The organism is Polaromonas potterensis (genome assembly GCF_033446725.1).
GTDB lineage: Bacteria > Pseudomonadota > Gammaproteobacteria > Burkholderiales > Burkholderiaceae_C > Polaromonas.
Map to the genome: position 1 here is coordinate 35,295 of NZ_JAWQLX010000015.1, position 18,585 is coordinate 53,879.

Genomic DNA, 18,585 nt, shown 5'->3' on the forward strand with positions numbered 1-18,585 from the left:
CATGCTTACTCGGCCGCGCTCACCAGTTCATGGCGCCAGGTGGTGTGGATCTTGTCAACCAATTCCAGCAGCAGTGCTGAATAGGTCTTGACCTGAGCCATGCGATTATCCTCATCGAGCGGAAAGCTGATGTTTACCGCATGCACCTTGCCTTCGGGCGTCGTGACAGGTGCCGCAATGGCTACCATGCCCACTTGCCACGTTGCGTGGCAATAGCCGAGTTTGTTCACGTCTGTGATCGCGCGCTGAATCTGCAGCAGCAGCGCGGGCCATGCCCGGCCGTGGTCGGCCGCCAGGCGCTCCAGCAGTGCGCGCCGTTCGATGTCGTCCATGGCGGCCAGGTAGGCGTGCCCCAAGGAAGTCAGCTCCATGGGGATGCGTGAGCCGGGCACGATGCGGCGGAACACGCCAAGGCGGCTTTGCCGGACCGAGTCGAGGTAGACCATCTCGCCCTGATCGGCAAGTGCCAGGCCTACATTGATTCTTTGGCCTTCGGCGACGCTGCGCATCAGCGGCAGGGCCAGATCGAGGGCACGTTGTTCGCTCCGGAACGTCAGGGCGAGGCTCAGGCAGACCGCCGTCAATCGGTAGCCAGCTTGTTCGACGTCATACGCAAGAAACCCGGCATCGACGAGTGAGCGTGTCAGCCGGCTGACCGTCGGCCGGGGAAGGCCCGTTCGATACGCCAGTTGTGCATTGCTCAGGACCGCCACCCCTGGACGGAAAACCCGAAGCAGTTGAAGGCCGCGTTCGAGCGACTGGCTGCCGGGTGTCGCGCGGGTGAAACGGCCTGTTTCCCGGGTGGTACGGCGTGTCGAAACGGGCGTGGTGATGGCTTTCTTTGGCATTCTGATAATTTCATTAAGCGAAATTGTAGTCTTGCAGAAGAAACACCCCAAAGCAATACTCGGTTTCTACAAAGGAGACAAGGGCCGCCTCCGTGGCCTGCCTACATATGCAATTCGAAGAGCTTGTTTATGGCGTGCGTGATCGCGTTGCCACCATCACTTTCAACCGCGCCGAGCGCCTGAATGCGTGGACCCCCACGCTGGAAAAGGAGTTGCGCGAAGCCGTCGCTCAGGCCTCTGCGGATGACGGGGTGCGCAGCATCGTGTTGACCGGTGCCGGCCGCGCTTTCTGTGCCGGTGCCGACATGAGCCGTCTTTCGGCCAGTGCCGAGGGTGCTCCTCAAACAGCGTCAAGCGAGCACGTGTTGAGCCACAAGGATCTGGAGCAACGCTACGGCTACCTGCTGGGGGTTCACAAACCCATCATTGCGGGCATCAATGGCGCGATTGCAGGGGTGGGTGTTTGTATCGCGCTTTATTGCGATTTACGCTACATGGCTGCCGGGGCGAAACTAACCACACCGTATGCGCGCCGGGGCCTTGTTGCCGAACACGGCATCGCATGGATGCTCCCCAGACTCATCGGGCCCATGCATGCGTCAGACCTTTTGTTGTCCGGGCGCGCCGTTCAGGCGGAGGAGGCGGCGCAGATGGGCCTGGTCAAGCTGCTGCCGGCGGAAGACTTCGCCGAGGCGGTGCATCAGCGTGCTGCTGACCTGGCCAATTTGTCCTCGCCCCGTTCCGTTCGCGTGATGAAGGCGCAGCTGCTGGCGGCCCGCCACCAGACACTGGCCGAGGCCACCCAGCTCGCGGATGCCGAAATGGCGCTTTGCCGCGGGACCGAAGACCTTCGGGAAGGCGTCGCGCATTTTGTCGAAAAACGCGCACCGAAATTCACAGGACGTTGAAGATGCAAACTTTTCCTAACAATGCACTGCCTTTGAAAGGTATCAAGGTCGTCGAGATTGGACAGAACATCGCCGGGCCTTATGCGAGTGAAATTCTTTCCTCCCTGGGTGCGGACGTGGTCAAGATCGAACGCCCCGAGGGGGGTGACGATGCGCGTGGCTGGGGCCCGCCGTTCTGGCGCGGTACGGCAACCACCTTCCAGGCCATGAACCATGGCAAGCGGAGTCTTGCCCTCGATCTCAAAGACGCCGAATCGGTGGCCTGGCTCAAGTCCTATATCGGGGAGGCGGATGTCCTGATCCAGAACCTTCGGCCGGGCGTCCTGGAGGACCTGGGGCTGGGCCCGACGGCCTTGTGCGCCGCCAACCCGCGGCTGATTTATTGTTCGTTGTGGGCGTTTGGCCACAAGGGGCCCATGCATCTGCATCCAGGCTACGAGCCGATGATCCAGGCCTTCGCCGGCATGTTCAGCGTCAATGGCGCGGAAGATGGCCCGTCTTCCCGTGTCGGGATGCAGGTGCTGGACCTGGGCACCGGCATCTGGGCGGCGCTGGGTTGTCTGGCGGCCCTGTTCCAGCGCCAGGCGACGGGCACCGGTTGTGTTGTTGATACCTCGCTTTTTGAAACCGCGATGGGATGGTTGCAGGTGATGATGGCTGGGTTCAAGGCGACCGGCCAGCAGCCGGAGCGCCACCGCAGTGGTAATCCGCGGGTGGTGGTTTTTCAGGCATTTCAGGCAAGTGACGGGGAAGTCGTGATCGCCGCCGCCAACGACCGCTTGTTCGCCAAGTTGGTCAAGGCCCTGGGTCATCCGGAATGGGCGTCCGACCCACGTTACGCCAGCAATGCGCTGCGCGTTGAGCACAAGAGCGACATCGTGCCGGCCATCCAGGCCATCCTGGCGACCCGCCCCATGAACCACTGGATCGATTTGCTGGAAGCCGTCGGCATTCCCTGTGCGCCCATCCATGATTTCCAGCAGGTGATCGATCAGCCCCAGACCCAGGCCATCGGCATCTTTCAGGACGTACCGGAGATCGACCTGCAACTGGTCGGGCTCCCCGTTTCGTTCAACGGGGTACGGCCTGCGATCCGGCACCGTGCGCCTGAGATCGGCGAACACAACGCATCCATTCGACCCGCCCGCTCCTGACGAGCGGCAACCACCAAGGAGACACACATGCAACGGCGTCAATTTGTTCAAGTGCTTGCAGCCCTGCCGCTCGGTTCGTCGGCGTTAACGGGCATGGCCCAGATCGTGGGCGACAAGCCCCTGCAAATCATCGTGCCCTTTGGCCCGGGTGGATCCGGCGACATCACGGCGCGCATGCTCGCCGAGTTCATCACCAAGAAGACCGGTAGGCCGGCCATGGTGGACAACCGGCCGGGGGCCAACGGCATTGTGGGCGTCGAAGCGGTCCGGAAAAGCCCGTCCGACGGATCGGTGGTGCTGCTGGCCACCACGTCCACCCATTCGGCCAACCCCAGCCTTTACAAGAAATTGCCTTATGACCCCGAGCGGGACTTCACGCTGGTGGGGCATTTTGGCGGCTCGTCTTCCTACATGCTGGTGAAGCCGAATGCCCCTTACAAGACCCTGGCCGACTTCGTCCAGGCGGCAAAAGCGGCACCTGGCAAGTTGAACTACGGTTATTTCAATGCGTCGTCCCAAGTGCCGGGGGCCCTGCTGGGCCAAGTCGCGGGGATAGAGCTGACGGCGATTCCCTACAAACAGGTCAATACCGCCATGACGGAATTGATCGCAGGCCAGATTGACGTGATCTTTGTTGACAGTGTGGCCGGTGACAGCTTTGTGAGCTCCGGCCAATTGCGAGCGCTGGCGGCCCAGTCGGCCAAGCGTTTGGTGAAATATCCCTCGGTACCCTTGATTTCCGAAACCTACCCTTCCTACGGCGTCTCGGGCTTTCTGGGGATTGCGGTGCCGGCGGGTACACCGGCGACCACGCTGCAATTGCTGAATGACCTGATCAACGAGGCGATCACCACCGATCCCATGCGGGCAAGGCTGGAAGGGTTTGGTTTTTCTCCCAAAAAGATGAGCTTGTCGCAATTGGCAACCTTCGACAAGGAAGAGCGCGCCAAGTGGAAGAACTATGTGGCGATTGCCAGAATGGAGCCGCAATGACCCTCAGTACGCCAGCAATGACCGCGCCCGACGAACTACGTATCGAGCGCGACGGCCATGTGGCCCTGGTCGAGATTCGTCGCGGCCCGCACAACCATGTGGATGCCCGTTTCATGGGCCTCCTGGCCGATGCCTTCGAGCAACTCGACCGCGAACCCGATTGCCGCTGCATCGTGCTCGCCTCGGAGGGCCGCGCCTTCTGCGCTGGTGCGGACTTCAATTCTGCCGGTGCCAAGGAAGATCGCGATCCTTCGGCTTTTTATGTGCAGGCAATGCGGCTGTTTCGCGGCAGCAAACCGGTGGTGGCGGCCGTCCACGGCGCGGCGGTGGGGGCTGGCCTGGGGCTGGCGCTGGCTGCCGACTTCCGGGTGACCTGTCCAGAGGCCCGTTTCAGCGCCAACTTCAACCGCCTGGGTTTTCACCCCGGGTTCGGCCTGAGCCTGACCCTGGCGCAACTGGTGGGGCGGCAGCAGGCGGCGTTGCTTTTCTACACCGGCCGGCGTATCGGCGGCGAGGAGGCGGTCCGGATAGGGCTGGCCGATGTTCTGGCGGACGAAGCCGGGGTGCGTGCCCAGGCACTCGCTCTGGCGCAAGAGATTGCTGCATCGGCGCCCCTGGCTGTGGAGTCCACGCGGGCAGCGTTGCGCCAGGGCCTGGCTGACGAGGTGTATGCGGCGAACCAGCGTGAACTGGTTATCCAGCGGGAGCAGTTCCGAAGCGTCGACTTTCGCGAGGGCATTGCGGCCATGGCCGCGCGACGCACGCCGGTTTTTGACCGGCGCTGATCAGGGCAGCTCCACGCCGCCCATGCGCGCAACAATCGTCGACGCGCGTGAGGCCAGGTAGCTGGAGCCGGGCCGGGTTTCGAAATATTTGGGGCGCGGCAACATGACGGCCAGGCGTGCGGCTTCGTAGGCGCTTAACTTGGCGGCGGGCTTTTTGTAATAGTGCTGGGCCGCGGCTTCTGCGCCAAACACACCTTCGCCCCATTCGATGCTGTTGAGGTAAATCTCCAGGATGCGTTGTTTGCTCAGCAGGGCTTCCAGCATCAGGGTCAGCAGCAGTTCCTGGCCCTTGCGCATCAGGGTGCGTTCGCCGGAGAGGAACAGGTTTTTCGCCAGTTGCTGCGTGATGGTGGAGCCGCCCACAATCTTGGGCGGCTTGGCGGCGCCTGCGGGCGCGGCCTTGCTGATCAGCTTGCTGGCGGATTTTTCGGCGCGCTGCTCGGCCTTGGTGTTTTTCTCCCAGGCTTTTTCCAGGGCCTCGACATCCACCCCTTCATGTTCGACAAAGGTGGCGTCTTCGGACGCGATCACCGCACGTTTGAGGTTGTCGGACAGTGCGTTATAGGGCACCCATTGCTGGCGCCATTTCAGCGAACCTTGTTCGACCGCCAGGCGGTAAATCTCGGAGCGCTGAAAGGCCGTGGACTGCGGATCGACCACCGCCATCAAGGCGATGCGGCCGACAAAATACAGCTGCAGGGCCAGGCCGGCGAGCAGCACCAGGAGCACCCAGCGCAGCAAGGCTTTCATGACAAGGCCTGGCGCAATTCCTGAAGCACCTGGGCCGAAGGCGGGCGCACGCCGCGCCAGAACAAAAAGGACTCCGCCGCTTGCTCCACCAACATGCCCAGCCCGTCGCGCGGAACCGCGCCATGTTCCCGTGCCCAATCGGCAAAGCCTTGCGCCGCAGCGCCGTACATCATGTCGTAGGCGAGTGCGCCCGGCTTGAGCACGCGGGCATGCACCGGAATGGCGCCGCCGCCCAGGCTGCTCGCGGTGGCGTTGATGATCACATCAAAATCAGCCTCCAGACCTTGCTGCTCCTGCGCAAGCAGCTCTGTTTTTTGTAGCAAGTGCTGCATTGCCGGATGGCTGGCGTGGCGCGCCACCAAGTCAATCGCTTTACCCGGTGTGCGGTTGACCACCACCAGACGGCGCGGCCCGGCGGCCAGCAGCGGACCCAACACACCGGCCGCGGCGCCGCCGGCGCCTATCAGCAGCAGGTCGCGCCCGGCCAGGCTGAGGCCGGCGTTGTGCTGGATGTCGTTGACCAGGCCGATGCCGTCGGTGTTGTCGGCTTCCACGTGGCCCTGCGCATCAAACTTCAGGGTGTTGGCGGCCTGCGCCAGTTGCGCGCGTTCGCTGGCGGTGTTGGCCCGCTGGAAGGCCTCGAACTTGAAAGGCACGGTCACGTTGCAGCCACGTCCGCCGCCGTTCATCCATTGCTGCAGCGTGGCGGAAAAGCCGTCCAGCGGTGCCAGCTGTTTGCTGTAATCCATGACCTGGCCGGTCAGCGCGGCAAAACGCGCGTGGATGGCCGGCGACTTGCTGTGTTCAACCGGGTTGCCGAGGACGCAGTAGTGATCCATAACCGCCTAGTGACGCTCGGTGAGCTTGGTTTCCAGGGTTTCGTCGCGCGTGAACTTGAAGCGCGAGACCACCACGATTTGTTCGGCTTCGCGGCGCATGGCCTGGCTGAAGCGGCCGAAAGGGCCGGTGCTGCGGGCAATGTTTTGCGAGCGCCGGTCCAGCGTCAGGTTGCCTGAGGTCTCGACCACCTCGGTGGAGAGCACGCGCCCGTCAAAATTAATCGTCAGCACCATGGTCAGTTCGCCATACAGTTTTTTGCCGGCCATCTCGGGGAAGTTGACCGTGCCTTTTTCTTCGATTTTGCGCCGCAACTCGTCGTAATACACCGCATAGACCTCTTCGCGGGTCGCCGGGCTGATGTAGCGCTTTTTTGGCCTGGCGTTTTCTTCGTTGATACGCCGCTCGATCTCGGCCAGTATCTTGATCAGCTGTTTGCGTTTTTCCTCGCGCTCGGCCTGGGCCGCATCCCGCGCCGTCACTTTGGGATCGGGTGGCGGCATGGAGGCCAGTTCTTTTTTAATCTGCGCCAGCAGCAGGGTTTGCTGCTCCTGCATGGCGTCTATCTTGCGCTGCGCGTCTTCGCTGGCATCACCCAGGTCGGTCAGCGCCGAGGGCGGCAGCGGGCTGGTGGCCCGGCCTTTTTCAGCCTCGCCACCACCGGCCAGCGAGGCTTGGGCGATGGCTTTGGCCTTGTCCGGGCGTTCCTTGGACTTGGCATTGACCAGAATCACTTCCAGCGGCGTGTCCAGGAAAACGCGGTTGAAACGTTCCGGGTCGACAAAACGCACGGTCAGCACGACCACATGCAGGGCGATCGACACGCCCAGGGCGATTTGCAGGGTGCTGAGTGACTTCACAGAAGGGGATTATCTGTTAAGCCGCCTGGCCGACTGCTGTCGCTGCATCGGGCTCGTTCAGATCGACGGCGATCGAAATCGGGCCGGCGGCGAGTTCCGAGTCGTTGTCTTCTTCGTCGACCTGCTCGGCGGCGGCTTCATCCACCACGGTATCGAGGCGCTCGATCACGGTGCCCGACACGTCGAGTGTGATCTCGTCGATCTCGCCGAGCCGGATGCGTACCTTGGCGCCGCGCGGCAGGCCTTGCGCGCCCATGGCCGGCAGCACCAGCGGCAGGTCGTCGGCACGCACCAGGTTGTCCTTGAAGGAGGTGGCGGTGAGTTCGGTGATGCCGTTTTGCTGGAGGTATTTGAGCGTCCAGTAACGTTCGATGCCGGCCTGGAAACCGTTGTAAGCGCTGTAGGCGCCGTCAAAGCCCGAGATGATGGAAAACAGTTCCGCATCCTTGGGTTTGAACGGTGCGGCCAGCGCGGCCGTGCGGCCATGTTTGGTGCAGGCGATGATTTGCCATTGGTTGACCAGGTCGGTGTAGCGGCGTAGCGGTGAGGTGCTCCACGCGTAGCTTTTGACGCCCAGGCCGGCGTGCGGCAGCGACTTGGTGCCCATGCGCACTTTCACGCCGGGCGCCATGCTGGCCTGGCTGCGGTAAATGCCGGGCACGCCGTGTTCGGCCAGCCATTCGCCCCAGGTGCTGTTGGCCAGGATCATGGCTTCGGCCACGATCAGGTCCAGCGGTGCACCGCGTTGGCGGATGCTGATACTCACCTTTTCGTTGCCCTCGGGCTCTTGGCCCGAGGGGTTGTCCAGGCTGAAGTTGTAGTCGGGCCGGTTGAAGTTTTCTGGCTTGCCGCGCACCACTTCACGCAAAGCCTTGAGGTGTTTGGCCAGGCGGTGCAAAAAGCTCAACTCCACACCCCAGGCCACGTCGGCCGGCGGCGCGCTGGCGGCCGCGGCTTCAAAAAAGGCTTCGGTGAACACCCCGTCCAGTTTGTCGTGGCGCAGGTTGCTGCTTATCGGCACCAGCTCCAGCTTGGTCTGGGTGTCCTGGATGGCCAGGGTGGTTTCGTCGAAGGTCACATACAGCGACAGGGCCGGGCAGTTGCGCCCTTCCTGCAGGGTGTAAGTTTGCACCACCTCGTCGGGCAACATGGTCAGCTTGTAACCCGGCATGTAGACGGTGGACAGGCGCGCACGCCCCAGCGCATCAATCGGGCTGCCCGGCAACACGGCCAGGCCGGGCGCGGCAATATGGATGCCCAGTATGACCGTGCCGCTGCCCAGGCCTTGGACCGACAGCGCATCGTCGATTTCGGTGGTGCTGGAGTCGTCGATCGAAAACGCCTGCACCTTGGCCAACGGCAACTCGTCCTTGATCGCCGGTGCCTGCACCGCGGGGAAAGCCGTGCCTTTGGGGAAGTTCTCGAACAGGAAACGTTTCCAGTGGAACTGGTAGGGCGAGGCAATCGCGCCGGCTTGCTGCAGCAGGTCCAGCGGCGCCTTGTGGGCGCTCCGCGACGCCTCGACCACGGCCTTGTATTCGGGGCTGTTTTTGTCGGGCTTGAACAGGATTTTGTAAAGCTGCTCGCGCACCGGTGCCGGGCACTGGCCCTGGGCCAGCTCTTCGGCCCAGGCCGTGATTTGGGCAACAACCTGTTTTTTCTTCTCGATGGCCAGCAGCGCCAGCTGAAGAATGTCGGCCGGTGCTTTCCTGAAACGGCCCTTGCCGGCGCGCCTGAAATAATGCGGCGCTTCAAACAGGCGGAACAGCGCGGCGGCCTGCTGCTCGGTGCTGGCGGGTTTGCTGGGGTCGGCGCTGAAATAATCACGCGCCAGGTCGGCGAAGCTGAATTCTTCGTCGCTGGCGAATTCCCAGGCCAGGTCCAGCTCGATTTCTTCGCTCAGCTTCTGTCCGACGGCGATCAGCTCGGCGGGGGACGGTTTTTCAAACTTCAGCAAGGCGTTGGCGGTCTTGAGCTTGACCCGTTTGCCCGAGTCCAGTTCGACCTGCAGCGAGCTGTCGGCCTCGGACAAAATACGACCTGCCAGGAACTTCCCGGCTTCTTCAAACAATACAAACAAAACGCTATCCTTCAAACGCTGGCCGGGCTGGTGCCCGGCGATTGCAGCTAGTGTAATCAGGCGGCCGGTGGCCGCGGCCTTCACACCCCGGCCAGAAAATCCATCACCTCGGGCAGGTGGGCTTCAAAATCGCTGAGCGCGTGGTCGCCGCCTTCCAGCAGCTTGAAACGTACGCCCGGGTAACGGCCCGTCATTTCACGCCAGTCCAGCACTTCATCCCCCTTGGCAATGATCGCGAAATAGTGGCCAGGGTTTGCCACCGGCCCGTGTGCCAGTGCCCGCAACTCGTCCACAAAGCCTGGCTCAAAGAAAAAGCGCTCGTTCGGGTCGTGCCAGGCGCTTTGTTCGCCTATGTATTTGGCCAGGTCGCGTGCCGGGTTCACGGCTGGGTTGAGCAACACGGCCTTGCAGCCGCAGGTTTCTGCCACGTGGGTGGCATAAAAACCACCTAAGGAGGAGCCCATCACCGCCATGGAGCTACGTGGCCAGCCGGCGATGCCTTCGCTCAGCATCTGTGCGGCTTCGCGCGGCGACGGCGGCAACTGCGGGCACCACCAGACCACATCGGGGTGTTGGTTTTTCACCCAAGCCGCGACCTGTTGGGCCTTGGTGGACTGCGGGGAGGAGCGAAAGCCGTGGAGGTAGAGCAGGTGGGTGGTGGGCATGGGTCCATGGTAAAGGCCAGTTTGCTGGCTTCAGCCTTGTCAGGTCAAAAATTTATAAGAAATAGGGCTATAACCCAATCAGAATGGGCTTTAATAGCTATTAAAAGAGTAGCGTCTGGCGGCGGCAGGCCGGCGCGGCCTACTTGACCTGCTGTTTTTCGAGCTTGCGTGCCAGCGTGCGCCTGTGCATGCCCAGCCGGCGCGCGGCTTCGGAGATGTTGAAGTCAGTCTCCACCAGGGTCTGGTGGATACGTTCCCACTCCAAGGTCTTGATCGACGAGGAGCGGTTGGTGAGCTTCACCTCGGTGTTGCCCGTGACCCGGCCGAACGCGGCCTCGATGTCGTCGGTGTTGGATGGTTTCGCCAGGTAATGGCAGGCGCCCAGCTTGATGGCCTCGACCGCCGTCGCGATGCTGGCGAAGCCGGTCAGGACCACGATCAGCATCTCAGCATCGTGCGCGTGCAGGGCCTGCACACAGGCCAGGCCCGAGGCGTCGCCGTTGAGTTTCAGGTCGACCACCGCGTAAGCCGGTGAATGGCTGTGCAGCAGGGTGGCAACCTCGTCCAGGCTGGCTGCGAGCTGCACTGCGTAGCCCCGGCGTTCGAAGGAACGGCCCAGGGTGCGGGCGAAGGCCGCATCGTCCTCGACGATGAGCAAGGGGCGGTCAACCGGCATGGGCACCGTCCTTTCCCAGCGTGATGGCCGTGAGGGGCAGGGTGATGGTCACGACGGCGCCGCCTTCGGGGCGGTTGCGCGCAGCGACGCTGCCACCCAAGGTGCGCGCCACATTGACCACCAGAAACAGGCCGAGGCCGCCGCCCAGGCGCCCCTTGCTGGACTGGTAAGGTTTGCCGAGTTGCGCCAGCATCGCCGGGGCAAAGCCGGGACCCCGGTCCGTGACCGTCAGCGTCAGGGTGTCGGCATCACGTGCCGCTGCAAGACCGACCCAGGCTGGCGAGGCCTCGAGTGCGTTGTCCAGCACATTGCAGAGCATTTGTTGGAGGGTCGAGTCGGAGACCATGGGCAAATCCTGGTCCACCTGGTTCTTGTAGAAAAAAGAGAGCACCGGGCGTGTGCTGCGCCATTCCTCCGCCAGATCGTCGAGAAAGGTGCAGATCGACGTTTTTTCCGACGATTCGCCCCGGGTCTCGCCGGCCGACAGCAGGATGCCGCTGACGATGGTTTTGCAGCGCAGGACCTGGGCCTGCATCTCGCCGATTTCCTGCTGCAGGTCGGGGTCGGCTGTGAAGGTCGGCATGTGTTTCCAGTCGCCCAGGATGACGGCCAGCGTCGAGAGCGGTGTGCCCAGCTCATGTGCCGCGCCCGAGGCCAGCAGACCCATGCGCACGATGTGTTCTTCCTCGGCTGCGCGCTGGCGCAGGCTGGCCAGGCGCGCATCGCGCTCCTGCAGGTTGCGGCTGATACGCATGATGAAGGTCACCAGCAGGCCCGCATTGAGGACGAAGCAGACCAGGATGCCTTGCATGTAGGGGCTGGTGAGTCCGTTTTCGAGATCCAGCGGCAGCGGCAGCGGACGGCCGAAAACAGTCAGGCCAACGAGGCAGGCCGTGGTGATGGCGACCATGGTCCAGACCGACCAGGCCTGCAGCAGCACCGCGCCCAAGGCGATCTGCAACAGGTACAAAAAAGTAAAGGGATTGGTCGCGCCGCCGCTGAGGAACAGCTGCGCCGTCAGCATGGCCACGTCCACCAGCAAGGCCAGGAACAACTCGTTGTTGCTGACCCTGCGCCGGGTGCGCCAGCGCAACTGGCTGATGAGGTTGAAGAGCACCAGACCGCTCAGCACCACCAGCATCTGCTGCAGCGGCAGTGCGATGCCAAAGCCGAAGTTCACGACGGCGATGGTGGCGAGTTGGCCGATCACCGCGATCCAGCGCAGCTGGATCAGCTGCAGCAGGTTTTTCAGGCCGGTGGCATCGTCCAGACGTTCGAGCCCGCCTGGCACGGTCGGTGGGCCGTCGGCCTCAGTCTGGCGTGGCATGGTCGGTTTCGCGGTCGACATGGCGGGTATTGTCCTCCAGGCGCTCGCGGCGGCGCTGGCGCTCTTCGCGTATCACCACGGCGCTGCCGCCTATCACCATCAGTACCAGGCCAAACCAGGTGAGCGCGTACATCAGATGATGGTTTTTGAAGGTGATGACGGTCAAGCCACCGAGCGGCCAGGTCGGGGCGGCGCTGGCGCTGCTCCGGGGCTGTGCGTCGGCGTCGAGAAAGAAGGGGGCGACCTGGTTCAGGCCGCGTGCCTGGGCGATGGCCACCACATCGCGCGAGTACCAGCGGTCACCGACGGGGTCGTTATGGCGCAGAAAGCCGCCGACCGGCTCGCTCAGGCGCAGCAGGCCGACGACGGTGACTTCTGCATCGCTTTCGGTCGCATGGCGCGTGGCGCGTGATCGGGCCTCGGGCGGCACAAAACCGCGGTTGATCAGCAGCGTGGACCCGTCCGTCACCTGCAGCGGCGTCAGGACCCAGAAGCCGGCGCCTTGGGTGGTGACGGCCTGGACCAGGGTTTCACGGTCATGGAGAAAGCGGCCGCTGACCTGCACGTGGCGGTATTCGTCGCTGGCGGCCGTGATTTGCGGCCATTCGGCCATGGGCGGGAGCGGCGTTGCCGGCGCATGTACACGCTCTGCCACGCGCTCCATCAGGTCCAGCTTCCAGGCGCGGCGCTCGATTTGCCAGATGCCTAGCGCCAGAAAACCGGTAAACAGCAGGATGGCGCAAGCGGCCAGCGCGAGACAGGCTGCCGTGGAGCGCGGCGCGCGGCTGGCCATGGGTGTGATCAAACCTGGTGCGGGCTCAGAGCTTGAGAGTTTTTCGGGCGTGTCCGAGCAGCGCGCCCAAACGTGCCCGGTCTAGGCGCAAAGCACAGCCATAGCTCGGGCTATGGCGCGCATTTGCAACAACGAGCGGGTGTGTTTGGGTGTGATGAGCGGGCATGAGTGAAAGACTCTCAAGCTCTTAGGGCATGTTTTTCATGTCGTGGATAGACATGGGCATCATGTTGGCGTTCATGTGGTACATGACCCACAGCGAACCGGCCAGCGCAATCCCGACGATCAGCAAGGTGAACAGCAAGGCCAGGAAGGACCAGCCACCCTCGGAGCGGGTGTTCATGTGCAGGAAATAAATCATGTGCACCACGATCTGCACCGCCGCAAAGGCCATCAGCACCAGGGCGGTGGTGCTGGAGCTCTCGAAGACCTTGCCCATGACCAGCCAGAAGGGAATGGCCGTCAGCACCACGGCGAGGATGAAACCCGTCATATAACCCTTGAGGGTGCTGTGGCTGGCGCCGCTGTCGTCGTGATCATGGCCGTCGGCGTGGTGCTCGTGGCCGTGCGCATCTGCTGCGCCATGTGGTGTGTGCTCGGTATGCGCGCTCATGGCAGAGCTCCCATCAGGTAAACAAAGGTGAAGACACCAATCCAGACCACGTCCAGAAAGTGCCAGAACATCGACAGACACATCAGGCGCCGGCGATTCTCGGCACCGAGGCCGTGGTGCTTGATCTGGAACATCAGGGTGATCAGCCAGATGATGCCGAAGAAAACATGCAGGCCGTGGGTGCCGACCAGCGCAAAAAAGGACGAGAGGAAGGCGCTGCGTTGCGGTCCTGCGCCCTGGTGAATGAGGTGCATGAATTCATACATCTCCAGCGCCAGGAAGCCCGCGCCCAGCAGGCCGGTGATGCCCAGCCAGACGAGCACGGCCTTGAGCTTTTTCTTCTGCATCTCCAGCATGGCAAAACCATAGGTGATGGAGGACAGCAGCAGCAGCGCGGTGTTCATCGCCACCAGCGGCAGGTCGAACAGGTCGGCGCCCGAAGGCCCGGCCGCATAACTTCGGCCCAGCACCGCATAGCAGGCAAACAGACAGGCAAAGATGAGGCAGTCGCTCATCAGGTAGAGCCAGAAGCCGAGCAGGGTGCCGTTGGCCGGGTGATGCTCGCGGCGCAGGAAGAACCGTTCGCTCAGCGTGTTGGGGCTTTGCGGCGCCGTAGCGCCGGCCGAAGGGGAGGTCAAGGTTGCGGTGGTATCAAGCATGGCTGGCCAGCAAACGGGTGCGGTCGTTTTCGATGCGGGTCACTTCATCCGCAGGGATGTAGTAGTCGCGTTTGTAGTTGAACGAGTGGTAGATGGCTGCGCCGACGATGGCCACGAAGGACAGCACCGCCAGCAACCACATCTGCCAGATCAGGGCAAAGCCGCAAACCGTGCAGATGGCGGCAATGATGACGCCGGCGGCCGTGTTCTTGGGCATGTGCACGGGGATGAAACCATCCACCGGACGCACATAGCCGTGCTTTTTCATATCCCACCAGGCATCGATTTCATGCACCACGGGGGTGAAGGCGAAGTTGTAGGCCGGCGGCGGCGACGACGTGGACCACTCCAGCGTGCGGCCATCCCATGGGTCGCCGGTGGTGTCGCGCAACGAGTCGCGGCGTATGTAGCTGACCACGAACTGGATCAGCATGGAGGCAATGCCCAGCGCGATCAGCACGGCACCCAAGGCCGCGATCTGGAACCAGATTTGCAGCGAAGGATCGTCGAAGTGGCTGGCGCGGCGTGTCACACCCATGAAACCGAGCACGTACAGCGGCATGAAGGCCAGGTAGAAGCCCACCAGCCAGAACCAGAACGAACATTTGCCCCAGAACGGATCGAGCTTGTAGCCAAAGGCCTTGGGATACCAGTAGGTGATGCCGGCGAACAGGCCGAACAACACGCCGCCAATGATCACGTTGTGGAAGTGGGCGATCAGGAACAGGCTGTTGTGTAGCACGAAGTCGGCCGGGGGCACGGCCAGCAGCACGCCGGTCATGCCGCCTATGGCAAAGGTCACCATGAAGCCGATCGTCCACATCATGGGCAGGTCAAAGGTGATGCGGCCGCGGTACATGGTAAACAGCCAGTTGAAAATCTTCGCTCCGGTCGGGATGGAGATGATCATGGTCGTGATGCCGAAAAAGGCGTTGACGCTGGCACCCGAGCCCATGGTGAAGAAGTGATGCAGCCACACCAGGTAGGACAGGATGGTGATGGCAAAGGTCGCGTAAACCATGGACGAATAACCGAACAGGCGCTTGCGGCTGTAGGTGGCGACCACTTCAGAAAAAACGCCGAACAGCGGCAGGATCAGGATGTAGACCTCGGGGTGGCCCCAGATCCAGATCAGGTTCACGTACATCATGGCGTTGCCGCCGAATTCCGTCGTGAAGAAGTTGGTGCCGGCGTAACGGTCCAGGCCCAGCAGGCCCAGCACGGCGGTCAGCACCGGGAAGGCTGCGACGATCAGGATGTTGGTGCAGAGGGCGGTCCAGGTGAAGACGGGCATCTTCATCAGGGTCATGCCGGGCGCACGCATCTTGATGATGGTGGCCAGCAGGTTGATGCCTGATAAAAGCGTTCCAACCCCCGCCAGTTGTAGCGACCAGATGTAGTAGTCCACCCCCACGTCCGGGCTGTTGATGATGCCCGACAGCGGCGGATAGGCCAGCCAGCCGGTCTTGGCAAACTCGCCGACAAACAGCGAGACCATGACAAGGGCGGCGCCGCTGGCCGTCATCCAGAAGCTGAAGTTATTGAGGAAGGGGAAGGCCACATCGCGTGCACCGATCTGCAGCGGCACGACGTAGTTCATCAGGCCGGTGACCAGCGGCATAGCGACGAAGAAGATCATGATCACGCCGTGCGCGGTAAAAATCTGGTCGTAGTGGTGCGGCGGCAGCACGCCCAGGTTGTCGCCGAAGGCGATGGCCTGCTGCAGCCGCATCATCAGCGCATCGGAGAAGCCACGCAGCAGCATCACCAGGCCCAGCACCACGTACATGATGCCTATCTTCTTGTGGTCGATGCTGGTGAACCAGTCACGCCACAAGGGCCCCCACAGGCGGAATTTGGTCAGTGCCGCCAGGATGGCCAGCCCGCCCAGCATGACGGCCGCAAAGGTCACCAGCAGGATGGGTTCGTGGAGTGGAATCGCCTCCCAGGAGAGGCGGCCGAAGATGAGCTTCGTTAAATCAATATGGTCGAACATCGTGGGTGCGTAAGGAGAAAAAAGAGGGTGCGACGAGGGGAGCTGCGGCGTCAGATCGGGCGAGTGCCCGGCTCGGTCGCAGGCAGCGGCAAACCCAGGGGATTGCCGGGACTGCACATGGCGCCGACATAGCTGCGCACGGGCTGGTCGTCCAGGCCCAGGCGGACGCGCGTTGCATTGTCCAGGGAGGCGATGTTGACGGTGCCGGGCAGGCCGAGGCCGCCGTTGGCGTCAATCGCCATCATGTCGTGCATACACATCTTGTTGTCTTCGACGCAGCGGTTCAGGATGGCCTCGTAAAGCGTGGGGGCCACCGTGGCGTAGTGCTGGACGGGGTTGCGTTCGCTCGGTTTTTCGAGCTGCAGGTAGGTGTCGCGGTCCAGCGACTGGCTGCCGGACTTGACCTTTTGGACCCACTGCTCGAAGTCGCCATCGTTCAGGCCATGGAACTTGAAACGCATGCCGGAAAAACCCGCGCCGCTGTAATTGGCTGACAGACCATCAAATTCGCCCGGCTTGTTGATGATCGCGTGCAACTGGGTCTGCATGCCGGGCATGGCGTAGATCTGGCCGGCCATGGCGGGAATGAAGAAGGAGTTCATGACCGAGGAGGCGGTAATCTTGAACTGGATGGGGCGGTCGACCGGTGCCGCCATCTCGTTGACCATGGCAATGCCCTGCTCGGGGTAGATGAACAGCCATTTCCAGTCCAGCGCCACGACTTCGACGACCAGGGGTTTTGTGCCCTCGGGAATGGCGCGTTGCGCATCAATACGGTCCAGCGGCCGGTAAGGGTCCAGTTTGTGGGTGCTGATCCAGGTGATCGCGCCCAGCACGATGATGATCAGCAGCGGAACCGCCCAGATCACCAGCTCCAGCTGCGTGGAGTGGTGCCATTCAGGGTCGTAATCGCTGCGGTTGTTGGACTTGCGGTAGCGCCACGCGAACAGAAAGGTCAACGCAATGACGGGAACAATGACCAGCAACATCAAGGCCGTCGAGATATAGATCAGATTGCGTTGTTGCAGGGCGATATCGCCAGAGGGGCTCAGGAGCACCGCATTGCAGCCGCCTAGCAAGGCGAGGGCTGGAACAAGGAACAGGCCGAAAAGCTTTTTTTTGGAGGGCATGCCGGGCAGGAGGAGGTTGTCAATAGGGGAATTACTGAATCTACCTTTTGATCCATATCAAGGCAATTGGACATTTTGTCCATGGCATGATGGATCCCGGAGGAGCGCCTGCTGGCGCCCTTGTTGTCACTTTTCGCATCGTGAGAGAACCACATGTCAAGCCTGAGTCACAGCCAGCCCGAGTCCTTGTTGCCAAGCCCCTTGTCACCGCGCACGGATCGCCAGACCGACGATGCGTCCACGGTCGCGCCCAGTGAGATCGCCGTCGGCGTGATCATTGGCCGGGCGTCCGAATATTTCGATTTTTTTGTTTACGGCATTGCGTCGGCACTGGTGTTTCCGGCGGTTTTCTTTCCCTTTGTGGGCAGGCTGGAGGGCACGCTGTATGCCTTCGTCATCTTTTCTTTTGCCTTTTTGGCCAGGCCGCTGGGAACCACCTTGTTCATGCTGATCCAGCGCCGCTGGGGACGCGGTGTGAAGCTAGGTATCGCGCTGTTTTTGCTGGGCGTGTCCACGGTGGGCATGGCTTTTTTGCCGGGTTATGCCAGTTTGGGTGTCGCCTCCATCGTGTTGCTCTCGATATTCCGGTTTTTCCAGGGCATTGCGCTGGGCGGCTCCTGGGACGGCCTGCCGTCACTGCTGGCGCTGAGCGCGCCGCCCCGGCGCCGCGGCTGGTACGCGATGATTCCGCAAATTGGTGCGCCGGTTGGCTTCATCGTGGCCAGTGGGCTGTTCCTGTATCTGCACTCCCAGCTGTCCAACGCCGACTTTCTGGACTGGGGCTGGCGTTATCCCTTTTATGTGGCGTTTGCCATCAATGTTGTGGCGCTGTTCGCCCGTTTGCGGCTGGTCGTGACCGACGAGTACGAGCGGCTGCTCAAAAAACATGGGCTGGAGCCGGCCCCGGTGCTCGAGTTGGTTCGGGCACGCGGGAGCAACCTGCTGATTGGTGCTTTTGCGGCCTTGGCGAGTTATGCGCTGTTTCACCTCGTGACGGTGTTTCCCCTGTCCTGGATCAGCCTGCAGTCCACGCAGCCCATCAACGATGTCCTGACTATTCAACTGGTGGGTGCCGTGATTGCGATTCCCTGTGTGGTCGCCTCCGGCTGGATTGCGGATCGCATTGGCCGGCGCAGCACGCTGGGCATCCTCGCCGGCCTGATCGCGGTGTTCAGCCTGTTCGCGCCTCTGTTGCTCAATGGTGGCGCACTGGGCCAGAAGGTGTTCATCCTGCTCGGTTTTGCGCTCTTGGGGCTGTCTTACGGCCAGGCCGCCGGTGCGGTGACCGCCAACTTCGAGGCGCGCTACCGTTATACCGGCGCCGCACTCACCTCCGACCTGGCCTGGCTGATCGGGGCCGCCTTCGCGCCCCTGGTGGCACTCGGCTTGTCGGTGCACTTCGGGCTGGCCGCCGTCAGTGTGTATCTGCTTTCCGGCGCTGTCTGCACGCTGGTGGCGTTGCATATCAACCGGGCACGGGAACTTCGGGGCTGACGCTCCCGGGCACGCTG

General features: G+C 62.4%; 18 protein-coding genes. 5 read left to right on the forward strand and 13 right to left on the reverse strand.

What is annotated here, in order from left to right:
* Positions 1-5: 5 nt before the first annotated feature.
* The gene (locus tag R6254_RS21080) at positions 6-848 is read right to left on the reverse strand and encodes an IclR family transcriptional regulator (RefSeq protein ID WP_318409648.1); all 843 of its coding nucleotides are present in this window, start codon (positions 846-848) and stop codon (positions 6-8) included.
* 107 nt (positions 849-955) lie between these two features.
* On the opposite strand from R6254_RS21080, the gene R6254_RS21085 reads away from it, so the two are divergent.
* From R6254_RS21085 to R6254_RS21100, 4 genes are read left to right on the forward strand one after another with little or no spacing between them, the layout of a single operon-like run.
* Entirely contained in the window at positions 956-1,756 is an 801-nt protein-coding gene (locus tag R6254_RS21085) for an enoyl-CoA hydratase-related protein (RefSeq protein WP_318409649.1), read from the forward strand.
* Between the two features lie 2 nt (positions 1,757-1,758).
* A complete protein-coding gene (locus R6254_RS21090; RefSeq protein WP_318409650.1) occupies positions 1,759-2,910 on the forward strand; it encodes a CaiB/BaiF CoA transferase family protein in 1,152 nt (383 codons plus the stop codon).
* A 27-nt stretch (positions 2,911-2,937) separates the two neighbouring features.
* A complete protein-coding gene (locus R6254_RS21095; protein ID WP_318409651.1) occupies positions 2,938-3,903 on the forward strand; it encodes a Bug family tripartite tricarboxylate transporter substrate binding protein in 966 nt (321 codons plus the stop codon).
* Positions 3,900-4,688, forward strand: coding sequence for an enoyl-CoA hydratase/isomerase family protein (locus R6254_RS21100; RefSeq protein ID WP_412103207.1), 789 nt, complete (start codon positions 3,900-3,902; stop codon positions 4,686-4,688). Before R6254_RS21095 ends, R6254_RS21100 begins: the two co-directional genes overlap by 4 nt.
* On the opposite strand, the gene R6254_RS21105 is transcribed toward R6254_RS21100, so the two are convergent.
* From R6254_RS21105 to cyoA, 12 genes are all read right to left on the reverse strand, one after another.
* Positions 4,689-5,438 (reverse strand): transglycosylase domain-containing protein, encoded by a 750-nt coding sequence (locus R6254_RS21105; protein ID WP_318409652.1) that lies wholly within the window; start codon positions 5,436-5,438, stop codon positions 4,689-4,691.
* A complete protein-coding gene (gene aroE / locus R6254_RS21110) occupies positions 5,435-6,277 on the reverse strand; it encodes a shikimate dehydrogenase (protein ID WP_318409653.1) in 843 nt (280 codons plus the stop codon). The genes R6254_RS21105 and aroE overlap by 4 nt, the downstream gene beginning before the upstream one ends.
* A gap of 6 nt (positions 6,278-6,283) precedes the next feature.
* On the reverse strand, positions 6,284-7,135 hold the full coding sequence (locus tag R6254_RS21115) for an energy transducer TonB (protein WP_318409654.1): 852 nt from the start codon (positions 7,133-7,135) through the stop codon (positions 6,284-6,286).
* Between the two features lie 16 nt (positions 7,136-7,151).
* Entirely contained in the window at positions 7,152-9,215 is a 2,064-nt protein-coding gene (locus R6254_RS21120) for a ribonuclease catalytic domain-containing protein (protein WP_318409655.1), read from the reverse strand.
* Between the two features lie 80 nt (positions 9,216-9,295).
* A complete protein-coding gene (locus tag R6254_RS21125) occupies positions 9,296-9,880 on the reverse strand; it encodes a YqiA/YcfP family alpha/beta fold hydrolase (protein WP_318409656.1) in 585 nt (194 codons plus the stop codon).
* A 139-nt stretch (positions 9,881-10,019) separates the two neighbouring features.
* Positions 10,020-10,556, reverse strand: a complete 537-nt coding sequence (locus R6254_RS21130) for a response regulator transcription factor (RefSeq protein WP_318409657.1) — start codon at positions 10,554-10,556, stop codon at positions 10,020-10,022.
* A complete protein-coding gene (locus R6254_RS21135; RefSeq protein ID WP_318409689.1) occupies positions 10,546-11,883 on the reverse strand; it encodes an ATP-binding protein in 1,338 nt (445 codons plus the stop codon). The genes R6254_RS21130 and R6254_RS21135 overlap by 11 nt, the downstream gene beginning before the upstream one ends.
* Positions 11,867-12,676, reverse strand: coding sequence for an SURF1 family protein (locus R6254_RS21140; protein WP_318409658.1), 810 nt, complete (start codon positions 12,674-12,676; stop codon positions 11,867-11,869). Before R6254_RS21140 ends, R6254_RS21135 begins: the two co-directional genes overlap by 17 nt.
* A gap of 187 nt (positions 12,677-12,863) precedes the next feature.
* Positions 12,864-13,289, reverse strand: coding sequence for a cytochrome o ubiquinol oxidase subunit IV (gene cyoD / locus R6254_RS21145; RefSeq protein ID WP_318409659.1), 426 nt, complete (start codon positions 13,287-13,289; stop codon positions 12,864-12,866).
* Positions 13,286-13,948, reverse strand: a complete 663-nt coding sequence (cyoC, locus tag R6254_RS21150; protein WP_318409660.1) for a cytochrome o ubiquinol oxidase subunit III — start codon at positions 13,946-13,948, stop codon at positions 13,286-13,288. The genes cyoD and cyoC overlap by 4 nt, the downstream gene beginning before the upstream one ends.
* Positions 13,941-15,944, reverse strand: a complete 2,004-nt coding sequence (gene cyoB / locus R6254_RS21155; RefSeq protein WP_318409661.1) for a cytochrome o ubiquinol oxidase subunit I — start codon at positions 15,942-15,944, stop codon at positions 13,941-13,943. The genes cyoC and cyoB overlap by 8 nt, the downstream gene beginning before the upstream one ends.
* A gap of 50 nt (positions 15,945-15,994) precedes the next feature.
* Entirely contained in the window at positions 15,995-17,074 is a 1,080-nt protein-coding gene (cyoA, locus tag R6254_RS21160) for a ubiquinol oxidase subunit II (RefSeq protein ID WP_318409662.1), read from the reverse strand.
* Positions 17,075-17,227: 153 nt separating this feature from the next.
* Here cyoA and R6254_RS21165 point away from each other — a divergent pair, with 153 nt between their 5' ends.
* Positions 17,228-18,568: an MFS transporter gene (locus R6254_RS21165; protein WP_318409663.1), complete on the forward strand. Its 1,341-nt coding sequence runs from the start codon at positions 17,228-17,230 to the stop codon at positions 18,566-18,568.
* The last annotated feature ends 17 nt before the right edge of the window (positions 18,569-18,585 follow it).

Coding starts and splice junctions, on each gene's coding strand:
- R6254_RS21080 (WP_318409648.1), bottom strand. CDS start 848: ATGCCAAAGAAAGCCATCACCACGCCCGTTTCGACACGCCGTACCACC.
- R6254_RS21085 (WP_318409649.1), top strand. CDS start 956: ATGCAATTCGAAGAGCTTGTTTATGGCGTGCGTGATCGCGTTGCCACC.
- R6254_RS21090 (WP_318409650.1), top strand. CDS start 1,759: ATGCAAACTTTTCCTAACAATGCACTGCCTTTGAAAGGTATCAAGGTC.
- R6254_RS21095 (WP_318409651.1), top strand. CDS start 2,938: ATGCAACGGCGTCAATTTGTTCAAGTGCTTGCAGCCCTGCCGCTCGGT.
- R6254_RS21100 (WP_412103207.1), top strand. CDS start 3,900: ATGACCCTCAGTACGCCAGCAATGACCGCGCCCGACGAACTACGTATC.
- R6254_RS21105 (WP_318409652.1), bottom strand. CDS start 5,438: ATGAAAGCCTTGCTGCGCTGGGTGCTCCTGGTGCTGCTCGCCGGCCTG.
- aroE (WP_318409653.1), bottom strand. CDS start 6,277: ATGGATCACTACTGCGTCCTCGGCAACCCGGTTGAACACAGCAAGTCG.
- R6254_RS21125 (WP_318409656.1), bottom strand. CDS start 9,880: ATGCCCACCACCCACCTGCTCTACCTCCACGGCTTTCGCTCCTCCCCG.
- R6254_RS21130 (WP_318409657.1), bottom strand. CDS start 10,556: ATGCCGGTTGACCGCCCCTTGCTCATCGTCGAGGACGATGCGGCCTTC.
- R6254_RS21135 (WP_318409689.1), bottom strand. CDS start 11,883: ATGCCACGCCAGACTGAGGCCGACGGCCCACCGACCGTGCCAGGCGGG.
- R6254_RS21140 (WP_318409658.1), bottom strand. CDS start 12,676: ATGGCCAGCCGCGCGCCGCGCTCCACGGCAGCCTGTCTCGCGCTGGCC.
- cyoD (WP_318409659.1), bottom strand. CDS start 13,289: ATGAGCGCGCATACCGAGCACACACCACATGGCGCAGCAGATGCGCAC.
- cyoC (WP_318409660.1), bottom strand. CDS start 13,948: ATGCTTGATACCACCGCAACCTTGACCTCCCCTTCGGCCGGCGCTACG.
- cyoB (WP_318409661.1), bottom strand. CDS start 15,944: ATGTTCGACCATATTGATTTAACGAAGCTCATCTTCGGCCGCCTCTCC.
- cyoA (WP_318409662.1), bottom strand. CDS start 17,074: ATGCCCTCCAAAAAAAAGCTTTTCGGCCTGTTCCTTGTTCCAGCCCTC.
- R6254_RS21165 (WP_318409663.1), top strand. CDS start 17,228: ATGTCAAGCCTGAGTCACAGCCAGCCCGAGTCCTTGTTGCCAAGCCCC.